The sequence below is a fragment of the Deltaproteobacteria bacterium genome (assembly GCA_019308925.1).
Classification (GTDB): domain Bacteria; phylum Desulfobacterota; class B13-G15; order B13-G15; family RBG-16-54-18; genus JAFDHG01.
In genome coordinates this window covers 39,642-55,126 of record JAFDHG010000007.1, presented here as the reverse complement: position 1 = coordinate 55,126, position 15,485 = coordinate 39,642, and the positions used below count along the sequence as shown (strand labels likewise).

Here is a 15,485-nt window from a genome sequence, read left to right as displayed (position 1 = left end):
AGGCGTGTGTTGAGGGGGTGGCCTTTGCCCTTATTTTTATACCCTTAGCTCGATCACCTTCACCTTGTTCAGGTCCATGGTCCCCAGCCCTAGCCTCTCGGCCACTCTCAGGTAGGGCAGTATCATCTCGGTGGTGTAGGTCTCGTCGTGCTCCTCCATGATCCGCGAGCAGTAGGTGTCCAAGGCCACTATATCACCGCTCAGGATGAACCTGTTGACCCCCTTCTTGAGCTCTCCCTTCCCCCTGGTGGGGCCTCCTTTGATGAGGATGGTCCTGGCGTCCACGATGGAAAGTTCGGGGCGCACCGCATCGGCGAACTCGGCCAGAGCAGTCATGAAGTGGGTTTCATCCCGGAAAGGGGTCTTGGCCCTCTCACTAGCCCCTTTGATCCCCTTTCGGAAACCCTCTCCCCGGATGTGAGCATCCCAGCGCTGGGGCCCATAGATGGCACCAAAGTTGTTCTTCAGGGCGCAGGTCAGGAAGGAAGTATGGTGCCTCTTAAGGCAGGGCATGTTGACGATTACCTGGGCTTGATAAACCTTCTTGTGCACGATGATCTCCTGGTAAGCCCGCCACCCCTCCTTTCTGGTCTTCACATATTCCCGGCGGCGGCCCGCATCACCGTAGGTGACTGTAATCCCTCTTTCCTTTCCTTTGTGTATGAGGTCATAGAAGTCAAAGGTCTCCCGCTCGGTTCCTACCAGGTAGGTCCCCGGGGAGTCGAAGACCTCCACCCCTGAGGCCCCTGACTCCCGCAGGAGGTGGGTCATCAAAAAGATCATCTCCGGATCTGTGGTTATGGGGAAAGGCTGGGGGAAGACAAAGTTGGGCTTGATGAGGGCATCCTTTCCACCCCCCACCAGAGGCTTGAGGCCACCCAGGGCCTCCAATGCGGCGCGGAGCATCTGCTCCGGGGCCTTCCCCTGGACAGAGACCACCAGGGGCTTGTCCCCCTCCACAAAGGGGTTGGGGATCCCTGCTCGGGCATCTTGTGCCCCGGGGACCACTGCCTGGCTGAAGGGCAGGTGAGGGGGTAATCGTGGTGAAAGCTAGCAGTGGTCCCCCCGATAAAGGCCCCTGCCACCACCAACCCTAGCACGTCCATGTCGTAGTCAAAGGTGGTGGGAAGCCCTAGGTACGGCAAGAGGACCATGGTGATCAGGGGGAGGGTGCCTATCCCCAAGAGTCCACCCAGAAGGCCGACCAGGCCCCCGCCGATCCTCCAACCCAACCCGTTACGAGAGCAGAGGGTACCGAAAACCGCCCCCAGGAGGGGCCAGGCGAGCCAGACGGGATATCCTATCACCCTGCCTAGGTACCAGCCGACTAGGATAGTGCCACCCCCTATAAGTCCCCACCAGAACCACCTCCCCTTGGCAAGGTGAGGGACCTGGGAGACTATTCCCAGGAGGATCCCGGTGGTCAACCAGCCCCAGATCCATTGGTCAATCAATTCATAGACAATAATCCCGACCCCACCGGCTGCTGCCCCCAGAAAGATGGCTATAGCTACCCTCTTCATCACCTACCCCCTTTATGCGGTAGAGATTTTAAGACGTTTGTGACGATACGTGGGTCTTTCCCGTCGAAGACCAGGACCAAGAGATCCCCCACCAATTTGGCCCCTCCGTATCCCCTCCTGCTCTTTCCCCCAAAGACCCCATCTTTCAAGACGCCTTCTTTGATGACTTTAGATGAACAAAAGGCCTGGAAGGCCTCATCGGCCTGGGGACTACCCGGATAGCGCACCATGATGGCCCTGAGGGGTTGAGCCCCTGGCGTATATTTAAAGGTGATCCCCTCGGCGCCCTCCCCCAGGGAGAGGACGTTCTGGTGGGAGAGGAAATAGGCGTTGTTCAGGGCGATCATCCCGCGGAAATAGAGGAGGGAGTCCTGTATCATTCCTTGTTGGGGGAGGGAGATCAGAATATCGGGTCTGGCCCCTTCCTGGGGGATCTTTTGGGCGATGGTCTGCCCCAGGGCCAGGATAGTCTCCTTGAGCCCCTCGTTCTGGGAGAAGACCCTGACGAAGTAGCTCCCCTTCCAGAAGGTCAAAAGCCCCCTCTCATAGGTGGCGTCCTGTCCTATCAAGGGGTGCTCCCCCTGGGTGTCGAAGGTGTAGATCCCATAGGCATGGGCGGGGAGGTCCATCTGGTATATCTCCACCGTGGCTTCCCCGTGGGGGGTCTGATACCTCTGCACGCACGCCTGCTCAAAGTGGTATTCGTAAAAGAGCTCCGCCCCCCCATCCATGTAGTCGAAGAGCTTTGTTCCTTTATAGACCTGAGCTCAGCCTTCTTTCGTGACCCCCTGCACCTCGGTGGGAGAGGGGAGGAGCCCTTTCAAACCCACCTCCCCTCCTGTGCATCCCAGCATCAAGAGGAAAAGGAGAAGGGCCAAAAAAAGATTCTTCCTCAATTTCAGCCTCCAGCCCGCATTTTTACCATTGCTAACATACCCCCCCTTGGCAAGTCAAGCCTCACATCAACGTCCAAGGCTGAGCCGTTCCACTCTTCCAGGGAACCTTGGTCCACCTGAGCCTCTCCCCCCTGAGGATCTTTTTGCGGACGAAGCGACGTTGAATGAGGTTAAAAGGGAAGTAGATAGCTTTGTTGACCAAGGTGGGCGGATACTCCCACTGAAACCTCCTCAGGATGGAGGGATAGGAATAGTACTCCTGCCAGGCCCATTCCCACCCCTCCCGGAGCTCCTCCCTGGTCATCCCCCGGGGGTGGAAATGGGGGGCGTAGGCTTCCTGATCCTTTAATAACCACCACCTCTCATCGGTCAGCCTCCCTTCCTCATTTAGGCGTTCGTAGAGGGCGGTGCCGGGGTAGGGGGTGAGGATTGCGAAGACCACCGAGAAGAACTTGGCCTCTATGGCGAAGCGTACCGTCCGTCCAAAGATTTCTTTGTCATCGTGGTCGAAGCCGAACAGAAAGGAGGCCCAGATGGCGATGCCGTGCCGGTGCAGGTTGTGAATGATCCCCTGATATTCAGCAGGCCGGTTCTGATACTTTCTCGATAGTTTGATGTTTTCCTCGGAGATGGACTCAAAGCCGATGAGAAGCCCCACACAGCCGCTTTTCACCATGAGCTTGATCATTTCCTCATCCTCTAAGCCGGCCAGGGAGGCCTGGCCGATCCACCTCTTCCGCAGGGGGATGAGGGCCTCTAGTAGCTCTCTGGAGTAGCGGGGGTGGCCCACGATATTGTCATCGGCAAACATGATCACCTTGTGATGCAGGGAGCGGATCTCCTCTATTACATCCTCTAAGGGGCGGTAGCGAAAGGTCCCCCCGAAAAACCTCCTCACAGAGCAGAAGTCACACAGATAGGGGCAACCTCGGGTGGCCTGCAGGGAGTCAATGGGAAAGTAGTCCTTGGGGTTGTAGATGTCGCGGCGGGCCTGAGGGATCTGTTCCGGAGGGGTGAACCCCCCCTGCCGATAGATCCGCTCCAGTTTTCCCCTTTGGAAGTCCTCTATCAGGGAGGGCCAGCTCTCCTCTGCCTCCCCTACCACCACGGCATCGCAGTGCCCCAGGGCCTCTTCGGGCATGGCCGTGGGGTGGATTCCCCCCAGGACTACGGGAGTTCCCTGCTCGCGATAGGACCTGGCGATCTCGTAGGCCCTGGGGGCGGTCTTGGTAGAGCAGGTGATCCCCACTAGGTCCACGTCTTTCAGGTCGCCATCCAGGTCGATAGGGTTGACGAGGTCATCGGTGAAGGAGATCTCAACCTCGGGCGGGGTCAGGGCGGCCACCGTGGCGAGGGAGAGGTTGGGGATGGGGGCATTGTCCTCCACCGCCGGGGTGATGAGCTCCAATTTTATCCGCGCCTTCATCTTATCTCCTTATGTAATTGCCCTTGGCAGAATATTAACAAAGTTGGCCACAAAAAGCGAGGGATGTAGTTGTATATTGAATTTTAGACATTTGAGATAGTAAATCTTGACAGAAAAGATGGGGTAGGTATATAGGTGTATATGGGACTAGAGTTGGGATGGAACTATATACTGGAATCCCTTATCAAAACGGTGAGATCACCCCGCAAGAGGCCTGGGAACTCCTGCAGGAGTTCGGCGTCCCTCACCATATAATCGAACACAGCAAAAAGGTAGCCGAGGTGGCCTGCTTTCTGGGCCGTGAACTTAGAAAGGCGGGTTATACCTTGGAGCTTTCCTTGGTCGAGGCTGGGGCCTTTCTGCACGACGTTGCCAAGGCCCACAGCCTCAAAACGGGTGAGGATCACGCTCGCCTGGGAGGAGAGTGGCTCAGGGAGAGGGGGCTTTATAAGGTGGCCGATATAGTCTACTACCACGTCCACCTCCCTGACGAGGAGATGAGGATCTCCGAGATAGCGGTGGTCAACTATGCGGACAAGAGGGTGATGGAGACAACGCTGGTGAGCATTAAAGAGAGGTTCGAGTACATAATCAGGAAGTATGGAGTGGATGAAAGCAGGAAAGATCGCCTTAACTTTCTTTATGAAAGGATAAAAAAACTGGAACAAATCATCTTTGCCCCCCTTCCCTTCGGCCCCGAGGGGTTGTTGGGGAAGATGGCAATGGAGCAGGAGCTGTAGCAGCCGGTAAGGCCTACTTTTTTCCTGTAATGCCTCACTTATCAGGGGAGGAGGACCTCTTATCCCCTCGCTTCAGAGCTTTCGCGGCGACCCTAGGCGGGGCTTTCCCCTTCCTGCTCACCCTCGGTGGGTGCCCCACCGCTCCCAGCAACTTCGCTCGGGGACAAGAGGCCCTTTGAAACCCATCCCACCAAGACTGAGGTATTACTTTTTCCCCACCTTTCCCTTTGACAAAAAGGGGATCTTGTGGTTTTTTAGATGGATTGAATTCATACGAAGATTACCTCAAGGAAAGGGGAAGGCCTCTAGCACCTGGGCTATGAAAAAGGTAATAAGGATCGGTACCCGAGGGAGTAAGCTTGCCCTGCAGCAGACCGCATGGGTGCAGGGCAGGATCACCGCGAGGTATCCAGGGCTTCCCTGGGAGGTGGTCCGGATCCGGACCACCGGAGACAAGATCATGGATGTGCCGCTGGCCAAGGTGGGGGGGAAGGGGCTCTTTGTCAAAGAGATAGAGGAGGCCCTCCTGCGCGGGGAGATAGATCTGGCTGTGCACAGCATGAAGGACGTCCCCACCGAACTTCCTCCAGGTCTTCACCTTGGGGCCATCACCGAAAGGGAGGACCCCAGGGATGTGTTGGTCTCTAGGGAGGGGCGGGGACTGCAGGAGATCCCCCCTGGGGCCAGAATCGGGACCTCCTCCCTACGCAGAAAGGCTCAGCTTTTAGGGGTCAACCCAGATTGGGAAATAGTCCCCATGCGGGGAAACCTGGACACCAGGATCAGGAAGCTGGAGACTAAGGGGCTTGATGCCGTGATCCTGGCCGCTGCCGGGGTTTGCCGAATGGGGCTGGAACAGTGCATCACCGAATACCTTCCCTTCGAGGTGATGCTCCCGGCCGTCGGCCAGGGGGCCCTGGGGATTGAGTGCCGACAGGATGCCGAGGTCAACGAGTTGATCGCCTTTGTCCATCACCCCGAAAGCGCCATGGCTGTGAGGGGGGAGAGGGCCTTTCTGCGCCGGCTGAAAGGGGGGTGTCAGGTCCCCATCGCTGCCTACGGAGAGGTGCACGAGGGGGGGCTCCTGTTGCGGGGGATGGTGGCCCGTCTTGACGGCTCCCACCTTATACGCGCTGAGGCCCAGGGGGAGGACCCTGAGGAGGTGGGGAAGAGGTTGGCCGAGGATCTCTTGGCCCAGGGGGCAGAGGAGGTCCTGCGGGAGATATATCCAGCTTACGTTGAAAGTAAACCTTAGACATTTCCTCTCCCGATGTTGCCATCCACTTCGGTATTTTCATTGCCAGCAGCAAGGTAAACCCTCATGAGGGTTTAGGAGGAGTAGAACATGGCGAGCACGGTCTATTTCGCTGACCTTAGGGCCGAGGTCAAAAGAAATCTTCTGGACAAGGTGGGGGAGTTATTAGAGAGGGTGGAGCTCCCCAAGAGGATCAGGCCCAAGGGGACGGTGGCCATCAAGCTCCACTTCGGCGAGCGGGGAAACACCGCCTATATCAGGCCCATCTTCCTGCGCCGGATCGTCGAGCGGGTGAAGGAACTGGGGGGGAAGCCCTTTCTCACCGACACCAACACCCTCTATGGTGGCACCAGGTCCGATGCGGTCTCCCATCTCATAACGGCGGTGGAGAACGGCTTTTCCTTCTCTGTGGTGATGGCCCCGATCATTATTGCAGACGGCCTGAGGGGTAACGCCTCTGTTCGGGTACCAATAGAGGGGAAGACCTACCATGAAGTGAGCATCGCCCATGAGATCTACTTTGCTGATTCTCTGCTTGTGGCGACGCACTTTAAAGGTCACGAACTCACCGGCTTTGGTGGGGCTATAAAAAACGTGGGTATGGGGTGTGCCAGCCGGAAGGGGAAGCTGAGCCAGCACTCCACCGTAGCACCGAAGGTGAAGAGGAAAGCGTGTGTTGGCTGTGGAACCTGCGTCGAGTGGTGTGCGCATGGGGCCATCGAGATAAAGGACGAGAAGGCCTTTATCGACCCTGATAGGTGTGTGGGGTGTGGAGAGTGTTATGTGATCTGCCCGCAGGGGGCCATCAAGATCCAGTGGGATGAGGTTGCTCCGGAATTCCAGCGCAAGATGGTGGAGTATGCGGCGGGGGCGTTGAAAAATAAAGGGGAGAGGGTGGCGTTTGTGAGCTTTGTCACCCAGGTAAGCCCGTACTGCGACTGCTACGGACACAGCGATGCCCCCATCGTGGGGGATGTGGGGATCCTCGCCTCAGATGACCCGGTGGCCATTGACCAGGCCTCTGTCGATTTGGTAAGGGCGCAACCGGGCAACCCGCACTCACCGTATACGACAGGGCTCCCCCCCGGGGAGGACAAGTTCCGGGCGGTACATCGGGAGGTAGACTGGGAGGTCCAGTTGGCATATGGTGAGGAGATGGGGCTGGGCAGTAGGGGGTATGAGCTGGTGAGGATATGAAGGGTCTCTGGCCTGAGGGGACCATAAGAGCGGTATCTTAGCCCTCCTCTGCTAAGCAGTACTTCAAGCTGGCTTTAAGGGCCTCTTCGTTGAGATGGCGACCGATGAAAACCAGTGTATTGGGCCCGGGATGGGGTTTGGGCGGGGTTTCAAATTCATAGCGGCCGGCAACATATTGTAGCAATTGGGTTTTTTCCAAACCCTCTATATTAACAAATCCTTTCAATCGATAGACAGAGTCAGACAGATTATCCAATAGCTGAATTAATTTGACTTCCTTAAAGCGACCTTCCAGCACTACGGTGACGGTCTCGATGTTTTGTGAGTCAAGGGCCAAACTGGGGCGTTCGGCCAAATGACGCTCAGACAGGGGCATTTTTTTCCTATCCGAAGGCTGTCCTGGATGAGGTGTATCAATGTCGTCTTGGGTGCAGAGCAAAAGCCCTGGAGGAATTTGGGCATTGACAGTATGAACAATGGTCGCCCGTGGATTGATCCTCTCAAGCGTCGGCTGTGCCCAGGCAAGGGTTTGATCGTCCATCAGGTCGCATTTATTCAAAAGGACTAAGTCTGAGGCCTCAATCTGTGCTGTAGCCACAGGGTATTCCTTTAGTATCCGTTCAAGGTTGGCCCCATCCACGACTGTGACCATAGAGTCAAAGCGCACAAAGGGCTTGAGTTGAGGCAGTTCCGCCAGGATATTGTGGGGATCGGCAACTCCGGTTGTCTCCACAATGATCAAGTCTGGTTCATACTCGATACAGATCTTGCGGATGGCCCTTCGAAACTCCCCGAGAAGGGTGCAGCAGACACAACCCTCCTCTAATTCAGTAACAGCGATTGCTCCATCTGTGGATTCGCCGTCCACGTTAATTTGCCCCACCTCGTTTTGGATTATGGCTACGAATTCGTTGCGCATCCCGGAGTAATGTTCGACAACCTGGTTGAGCAGTGTGGTCTTGCCGCTCCCCAAAAAGCCAGTAATAAACAATAGAGGGGGTCGGTAGTCTAATCCTAAGGCCTTGACCCCCTTCAGTTTAAGCGTTTCCTCCCAAGAGGGGGCTTCCCACCAGAGAGGGTTCCCCTTTGCGGGATCTGGCTGTTGTGATGTTATAGACCAGATCACTCTTGAGGGAGGGGGAGAGGGAGAAGAGGCCTCTGCGGGGAAGAAGCTCTTCACCAAGTCGAGTCGAGGATCATCTGTTCCCTCTCCCAGTTCAGGGCCGAACCCAACGGAGAGACACCGTTCTTCGATATCCGGGTTGTGTTTAATTGTGTATTGATTTTCGCCAGTGATCTCGAAGACCTGGGCTGGACGCCCCTTTAAGGTCACAAAGACTGGAGGCTGCTTGAGGTGGTACGCAGCAGTAAGAACGATTTTGTCAAAAAAGGGCCACGATAGAGTATAGGCTGGGACATCGCGGTCCATCCCCCCGGCGGGAATAGCCTCAACCATAGTACCATCATCTTGAGGCAAACTGAGCCCATCTTTGAGGATCTCGCGCCATTTTTCAGGCGCCCAAAGAGAAAGAAAGAGGTTGTTCTCCTCAGCGTCGATAGACAGAATCAACCTTCCCACGATGAATTGAGCATCGAGAGGATCAATCCCTGGTGGTCTCTCACGGAGTAAGCCTTCGAATGATGGGTCTTGACGGAGGATATTTTCGTGTATGGAGAAACAATCTAAGATATCCTCATCCGCAGCAGGAAAGTATTGGATATAGAAGATCCCGTGATTCCAGGTGGGATCTTCCTTCTCACATCCCCCGTACTGGAGGCCGTAGATGCCCTTCTGCCCCTTTACCCTGATGGTCCAGCCTCTTGAGGAGGTCTCACTATAGGCAATACCGATCCAGCCGATCAGTTCCTTGATGCGGGGTTCATAGAAGAGTCTGATAAAAAAATTTTCAATTAGATCCGGAAATCCCAAATCAGGTTGGGTTACGATCCCCGAAGGCTGTAGATCTTTAAGCGTTGCCACGACAGATCATTCTCCTTAAACATATTATATCATAACCGCTTAGGTATAGCAAACAAGGCGAGGGGTAATCACTGCTATATTTTTTTCAAAAAGTGCTTGACAAAGAAAAACAGATGAAATAGGTTGTCCAAAACACACAAAACGAACAGATAACAGTTATGGGGATAAAGAAGAGCTTTACAACAGGTGCAGTGGCCAAATTATGTCACCATTCACGGGAGACAGTAAAACGATGGCTCCAACAGGATAAACTTAAGGGGTATAGGATTGGTAAAACGGGCCATTGGCGAATTTTACCCAAAGATCTGGTCGCATTCTTAAGGAAAAATAGAATTCCATTTCCAGACCCGCAAGAAACAGGTGTGGACTTAAGCGTCTACGACCATACCGACGAGACCACAGCATTTTGCTGGGAATTCTATGGCACAACAATAGATACTCACGTCCGCCCTGGCCTAAGTTGTGAGCAGTGTCTCGTATACAAAACTAAGGCCCTAAACTGTTATGCCCTCAGGGAGGAGGTGGGGCATCAGAAAATTAATTGTACAGTTCCATGCGAAGAGTGCGATTATTTCCGGTTTAACAGGAAGCGATTGTTGGCCGCTTGATCGTGAGGTAGATGAAGTTTGTTTATGTGGAGACAGAACAGTGTAAGTCCTGTGGAGAATATGGATGGCCATTGATAAGAGCAGAAGAGATTTTCTAACCAGAGATGTTTTTTCCAAGGCTGCTCGGTTTCTCAACGAAATGATGGATTCGTATAAAGAGGGAGATTCTCTGAAAGAAGAGGATGATTACTTTAAGTCCTTTGAAAGTTGTTATCCGCTGCTCTCCGAGTCTGGTGAGCTCCTCATAGAGGAGGCGATGAAGATGGGGATTGAGGTTGAGGGCAAGAGCAAGCTGGAGATCGCCAGGGAGGTCTTTAAACCCGAGCAACGGGTGAAGAAAAGATCAAGGGAAAGGAGGTGAGACTAGTTAGTTCCCAATGAGGGGGTTTTTAAATGTTAGTATGTATCTCAAATTAAGGAGGGTGCAATATGGCTAAGGCAAAAGAGATATTTGGAGAGGATTATCTGGAGGAGCGGAAATTGGTTCCCAGGTGGCCAGCACCATGGCCGCAGATTGCAAATACCGTTTTCTTGTTAGTGGTGTTCTATATTACTTGGTGGATCTTCCAGGACCCCAGAGGTTGGCTCAGGATGTATACCCCTTATGTTGGCTACATGTACACCAGGTGGATACTTATCGTTCTGATCTGGCAGGTCTACATCATGCACTACTGGCCCTTCAGGCGTCGGCAGATTGAGAACTGGAACCCGGTGTTGAAGGGGATTGTGATGACGGCCCTAATGTTCGTGATATTGATGGTATTGATAAAAGGATTCTTTGAAGGGATCTTGGGGAACTTTGCCATGGCCTATTTCAATCCGGCCCAGTCCACTAAGATACCCGGAATCACGGACTTCTTTGCCATCGAGTATGCGGCATTGGCCTGTCTGATGTTTGCGGCCCTCGCTTCCTGGTTGAGCCCTGCCTGGCCGGTATCGTTCAGCAATATGTGGCCTTGGCAAGACCTTAGGCAACCTGCCAAGGGGGTTACCGTGCTCATCTTCACCTTCTTCCTGTGCACCATCATCTACTTATGCACCATGCATTCGCATATGGGCATCCTTTCCTATCCTTGGCAGTATTTTTGCGCCATATGCCCGCCCTATTGGGAGAAATTTGCCAATACGGTAAGTGGAAACTTCCATGTGGCCTGGATTATGTGCTGTACCATATCGGTGTGGTTGACAGAAACTATCTGGGAGCGCTACCCCTACAGACTTATTAAGAGGCCTGTCCTGCGAGGGTTTTCTTCCTTCTTTGGGATCATCGCTGTTGCCTTCTGCTTCTTTTTCTTCCTCTACTTTGCCCAGGAATTGTGGTGGGGTGAGGCCATCCGCGGCACACGCAGGCTCTTTGCCCCTGATTGGCGCTGGCTGCATGTAGGAGAGACCATGGTCTTCTTCTTGCTCCCGGCCCTGTTTCTTACCTTCTACTGTGGTAACTGGCCCAATAGATTCAGCACGCCTGTCAACTGGGTGATCCGTACCCTCGTCGCCATCTTCGGCGGGATGGCAGTGTACTGGATCTACTACAATATCAGCCACCTGACCCTGGGGACTCAGAAGGGCTACTCCCATCCGCAGCAGTTTCCTATGATCCCGACTATCTGGTTGATCAACTTGATGCTGATTAATCACTGGTTCATGGACAACTGGCCAGGATGGAAAAAGGTAAAAAAATAAAACCTTTGAGGAGGAGGATAGAAGATGTTTAAAGCAGGGTTTGTCATAGGGATAGTCTTGGGAGTGGTAATTTATTTCGTCACCGTATGGCTGCTCCCGGTCTTGGGAAAGCTAACATGGCTTTACACCTAGAAAAATCTAAAACTTGCTGTCCTGCGCAGGGGTTTTTGCCCCTAGTGATGGGACAGTGAAGGAGGTGAAGACGATGGCAAAAAAGCAAGAAGGCGTTAGTCGGCGGGATTTTATCAAAGGCTTGGCCGCCGGAGGTGCGGTAGGGGCCATCGGAGCGATGGGTGTCTACTCCTATTCTCCATGGCGCAAGCGCCACTTTCCCGCTGTAAAGAGGGGAACCGCTGATATTGGAGAATGCAAGAGCATCAAGATCACCAATATTAGCGAAACGAGCTGGTTCGATAACGATAACCTGATGGGTGATATCAAGGGCGCAGGTGGTCTGCTCGTCAACCAGTATACCTATAATTGGCCCCCCTTTGCTGAGAAAAATGGCAAGCTTGGCAAGGGTTCCTACGAAAAGGGGATGAAAGAGATCAAGCAGTATCTTCCTGATAAGCTGGAGAAGGCCTGGGAATTTCAGATGGAGAATGCGGTGCATCCGGAGAATGCAGGCGGGTATGCTTGCCTGATCGATGTGGAATTCCTTGATGGGAGCCGTAAAAAGCTACTCCTGGATTCTGGATGGTCGTATGCATGGACCGAGGAGTGTTTTAAGCGGGAAGGTATCGATAGGATGCTGGCGAATAGGGAGATTGAGTGTCTGTTCATCTCCCATGAGCACTTTGACCACTTCTGGGGCCTGCCAGTAACCATGAAATACGATCCGACAATAACGATGTATTGTGCTGATGGGTTCTACCCGGAAGGGCGCCAGTACGTCAAGGACAGCGGACACCGGGGCAAGGTTAATTACCTCAAGGCCGGATTGCACCCCTTCATGCCTGGTGTTGCGATGTATGTGTTCGCCATACCGATCATCTGTCGTGTCTATGGTGAGCTATCCCTGTACTTCAATGTCAAAGATGCTGGGTTGGTTTCTGTGACCGGATGTTGCCACCAGAGCATCATCCAATTCGCCGAGACCGCGTATCGGGAGATCAAGTATGAGAAGCTCCACGGTGTCTATGGCGGTCTGCACATCTCACCGTTTGAGGACTGGGATCCAAAATATGACGACCTGGTCATCTCATTGGGGAAATACGGCTTTGAGAAGGTGGGATGTAATCACTGCACCGGGATCGTTACGGCCAAGAAGTTTATCGATGCTGGATACCCGGTGGTGAGGGGTACGGCCCGGTACCGTTCTAAGGATACGGCCTACCTCGGCAACGGCGACACCATTGAGTTTAAGGCTGGGTAAGGACTGAGACGGGCTGGGACGCTTCGAGACGTTCCAACCCGTCTGCAACAGAGGTTCACAACACAGTTTTTGTTGGGGCATTTGAGCTTACTGCAGGGGTGAATCTTGCGCCTGTTTTTCAGCAAAGCCTGTGTCTAAAATCTACGTGCAAGGGTTGGAGTAACAAAATTGTCATCTCCAACCCTTTTTTGTTTCAAGCCGTTGAAGAGGAGGTGATAGCTATCAAGAGAATCTTTAAGATGTAAGGAGATTTGTTTTAAGGACATAGTAGAAGGGAGGTGATAATGGCAGAGTTAATTTTATTGTTTGTCGCCATGGTGAGGGGGCTAGTTTAAAAACGCGGCAACAGATAAGGAGGGGGAAAATGAAGAGGTTCATTACGTATTTTATTGTGTTAATGGTGGCCTTTGTCTATCTCTCAGGCTGTGCTGCCCTTCGTCCAGCAAAAGAGATCAGCATTGTCCAGAAGGAATACATGGTCAAGACACCGCAGGGGTTGGATATCTATGTAGTAGGGAAAAAGGCAGCCAAGGGCGTTCCCTCAAACGTAGTGCTCATGGTTCCGTGGGTCAAGAGTGGGGCCACACTGTATAACCTGCCTGTCGAAGGCTATAATTTAATGGACTACCTCGTCAAGAAGGGCTTTGCCGTCTATGCAGTAGACCATAGGAGTTACGGCAAGAGCACAAAAACAAAAGGACCAGACGTCGTCGCAGAGAACTGTTCAGAGGATATGAAAGCAGTTGCTGATTTTATTGAGTCCAAAGAAAACGTTGACAAGGTTGATGTGGTTGGCCTCTCTTTCGGAACGGTGATTTCACTAGCACTTGCTGCAAAGTATCCAGAAGAAGTAGAACGTATGGTATTAATGGGGTTGCCCTACAAAACGGTTAATAAGAAGGTGAAAAAGGGGGTTGCCAAGTTGAGTCATATGGCCGAAACAGGGAAAAATTTCGTTCCCTCAAATCCTGTGTCAGCCAAAGGTATTTGGTATAAATATGATGAAAAAGTTCTGAATAAATTTGTTGAAATTGTCCAGAAGCGAACTCCCAAAATACCTACTGGTCCTTTCATAGACGCCCAATATTGTCCCCACGCAAAATATGTACCAATGCTTAAATGTCCTACGCTTTTCATGTATGGCGAACATGAAGTGTTTGTCGATTTAGAAGATGCAATGAATTGCTTCAAAGACTGTAAGGTCGAGAAGAAGGCCTATATGCTGATTGGCAACGCCTCTCATGGGCTGGTCTTGGAAAAATCTCACGATATGGTGTTCCGGACGATCTATGGTTGGCTTTCCGAATAGCAGGAATGGATCGAGGGTGGAGATTGCAACATCTCCACCCTCAACGTAACCTGGGAAAAGAGTAACAATTACCTCAACAAAGGAGAAGAAACCCTAATTTTTCAAAACACCACCTAATCTCCATTGCCCACATATAGATTCTGAACAGCGCCATATCTCACCGACTCTTTTATCATCGATAATCACACCTCTACATATAGCATCCTTTGGGAGGGGGGCAGGATTGACGGTTACTTCTAGGAAAACCTCTTAAAGAGAACGGATACGTTGGCTCCACCATTGGCAAAGCCGTTGAGGAGGGCAGATTCAATCTTTTTCCTCCTGGCCCCCTGGACCGTATAATCCAGGTCGCACTCTGGGTCGGGTTCTCGGTAGTTGATGGTTGGGGGAACGACCCCTTCCTTAATGCCCAGAACCGCGGCACATCCCCTTATACCCCCTGAGGCGTCAAATTCTCCGGTCATCGACTTGATGGCACTGATGGATATCCCCCTTGCCTTTTTTCCAAATACTTCCCTGATGGCCTTAGTTTCAGCTCGATCCAGGGCCTGGGTGGAATTGGCAGCAGCGCAGATGTAATCCACTTGCGGGAGATCTGCCACTGCCTGCGAGATCGCCCTGGCCATGGAACGGCCGTCACTGTCATAGCTCAAGATACCGTAGTTACCCCCGGTCATCCCATATCCCACTATCTCTGCATAGATAGTGGCGCCACGTCGATGTGCATGTTCGAGGGTCTCCATGACCATAATGCCGCTTCCCTCTCCTAGTACGATCCCGTTTCTGGTGCGATCAAAGGGCCTCATCCCCTCCGGATACTTAGACCTTTGGGGGGAGAGACCCCCCAAAGTGGCGTATACATTATAAAGGGGTTCGCTGATCTCATCTGCTCCACCGGCGAAGATCACCTCTGCCTTACCACGGCGCAAGGCCTCGAAGGCGTGGACGATGGCGCTCTCAGCTGAGGCCTCTTTTTGGGAAAAGGTGGAATTGATCCCCTTGATCGCAAACTCGATAGAGGCATGGCTGCAGATGGCGTTGGGGACTGAGGTCTGAAACAGCAGGGGGGCTACCTCATTAGGGCCGTCCCGCACCAGGTCCCGGAAGAAGAGGTCCACCGTTTTAGAACTACCCAGCCCGGTTCCGATCATGATCCCCACCCTCTCAGGGGCTTCCTCCTCTATCAGCAGGTCCGCATCTTCCATGGCGAGCTTCACCGAGGCCACCGCCATCCTGCTGATGCGGTCCATACGGCGAAGGTTGCCCGCCTTTATATATTTCTTGTAATCTGGGTCCTCCACCTGTCCGCCCAGCCCGCAGCGGAGGTGACCCACTTCAAAACTCTGGATGGGTCTGATGCCGGATTGTCCCTCCACACAACCCTGCCAGAACTCCTCCCTGCCGATCCCGATGGGGCTGATGACCCCTATCCCTGTAATTACAACCCGTTTCATTGCTTCCCAGCATACAAATTTTATGATAGGTATGCAAC

At 53.1% G+C, this 15,485-nt stretch carries 12 protein-coding genes and 1 pseudogene; 8 read left to right on the top strand and 5 right to left on the bottom strand.

The window, feature by feature from the left end:
- Positions 1 to 36: 36 nt before the first annotated feature.
- The 3 genes from JRI46_02065 to JRI46_02055 form a co-directional block, all read right to left on the bottom strand.
- Positions 37 to 939 carry a DUF362 domain-containing protein gene (locus tag JRI46_02065; GenBank protein MBW2038371.1) on the bottom strand — a complete coding sequence of 301 codons (903 nt, stop codon included), beginning with the start codon at positions 937 to 939 and terminating at the stop codon, positions 37 to 39.
- 583 nt (positions 940 to 1,522) lie between these two features.
- Positions 1,523 to 2,254 carry a hypothetical protein gene (locus JRI46_02060; protein MBW2038370.1) on the bottom strand — a complete coding sequence of 244 codons (732 nt, stop codon included), beginning with the start codon at positions 2,252 to 2,254 and terminating at the stop codon, positions 1,523 to 1,525.
- A 226-nt stretch (positions 2,255 to 2,480) separates the two neighbouring features.
- Complete coding sequence (locus tag JRI46_02055; GenBank protein MBW2038369.1) at positions 2,481 to 3,845, bottom strand: B12-binding domain-containing radical SAM protein; 1,365 nt, start codon at positions 3,843 to 3,845, stop codon at positions 2,481 to 2,483.
- Between the two features lie 158 nt (positions 3,846 to 4,003).
- On the opposite strand from JRI46_02055, the gene JRI46_02050 reads away from it, so the two are divergent.
- The 3 genes from JRI46_02050 to JRI46_02040 all read left to right on the top strand — a co-directional run bounded on the left by JRI46_02050 (position 4,004) and on the right by JRI46_02040 (position 7,037).
- On the top strand, positions 4,004 to 4,585 hold the full coding sequence (locus tag JRI46_02050) for an HD domain-containing protein (GenBank protein ID MBW2038368.1): 582 nt from the start codon (positions 4,004 to 4,006) through the stop codon (positions 4,583 to 4,585).
- 319 nt (positions 4,586 to 4,904) lie between these two features.
- A complete protein-coding gene (hemC, locus tag JRI46_02045; GenBank protein ID MBW2038367.1) occupies positions 4,905 to 5,840 on the top strand; it encodes a hydroxymethylbilane synthase in 936 nt (311 codons plus the stop codon).
- Between the two features lie 90 nt (positions 5,841 to 5,930).
- Positions 5,931 to 7,037, top strand: coding sequence for a DUF362 domain-containing protein (locus JRI46_02040; GenBank protein ID MBW2038366.1), 1,107 nt, complete (start codon positions 5,931 to 5,933; stop codon positions 7,035 to 7,037).
- A 37-nt stretch (positions 7,038 to 7,074) separates the two neighbouring features.
- Here JRI46_02040 and JRI46_02035 read toward each other — a convergent pair whose 3' ends face one another.
- Complete coding sequence (locus JRI46_02035) at positions 7,075 to 9,018, bottom strand: GTP-binding protein (protein MBW2038365.1); 1,944 nt, start codon at positions 9,016 to 9,018, stop codon at positions 7,075 to 7,077.
- Between the two features lie 191 nt (positions 9,019 to 9,209).
- On the opposite strand from JRI46_02035, the gene JRI46_02030 reads away from it, so the two are divergent.
- The 5 genes and pseudogenes from JRI46_02030 to JRI46_02010 all read left to right on the top strand — a co-directional run bounded on the left by JRI46_02030 (position 9,210) and on the right by JRI46_02010 (position 13,993).
- Positions 9,210 to 9,626 (top strand): helix-turn-helix domain-containing protein, encoded by a 417-nt coding sequence (locus JRI46_02030; GenBank protein MBW2038364.1) that lies wholly within the window; start codon positions 9,210 to 9,212, stop codon positions 9,624 to 9,626.
- A 64-nt stretch (positions 9,627 to 9,690) separates the two neighbouring features.
- Complete coding sequence (locus JRI46_02025) at positions 9,691 to 9,987, top strand: hypothetical protein (protein MBW2038363.1); 297 nt, start codon at positions 9,691 to 9,693, stop codon at positions 9,985 to 9,987.
- A gap of 68 nt (positions 9,988 to 10,055) precedes the next feature.
- Positions 10,056 to 11,441: pseudogene (locus tag JRI46_02020) on the top strand (hypothetical protein).
- Positions 11,442 to 11,514: 73 nt separating this feature from the next.
- Positions 11,515 to 12,684: a twin-arginine translocation signal domain-containing protein gene (locus JRI46_02015; GenBank protein MBW2038362.1), complete on the top strand. Its 1,170-nt coding sequence runs from the start codon at positions 11,515 to 11,517 to the stop codon at positions 12,682 to 12,684.
- A gap of 364 nt (positions 12,685 to 13,048) precedes the next feature.
- A complete protein-coding gene (locus JRI46_02010; GenBank protein ID MBW2038361.1) occupies positions 13,049 to 13,993 on the top strand; it encodes an alpha/beta fold hydrolase in 945 nt (314 codons plus the stop codon).
- A gap of 236 nt (positions 13,994 to 14,229) precedes the next feature.
- Here JRI46_02010 and JRI46_02005 read toward each other — a convergent pair whose 3' ends face one another.
- Complete coding sequence (locus tag JRI46_02005; GenBank protein MBW2038360.1) at positions 14,230 to 15,447, bottom strand: beta-ketoacyl-[acyl-carrier-protein] synthase family protein; 1,218 nt, start codon at positions 15,445 to 15,447, stop codon at positions 14,230 to 14,232.
- Positions 15,448 to 15,485 lie beyond the last annotated feature (38 nt).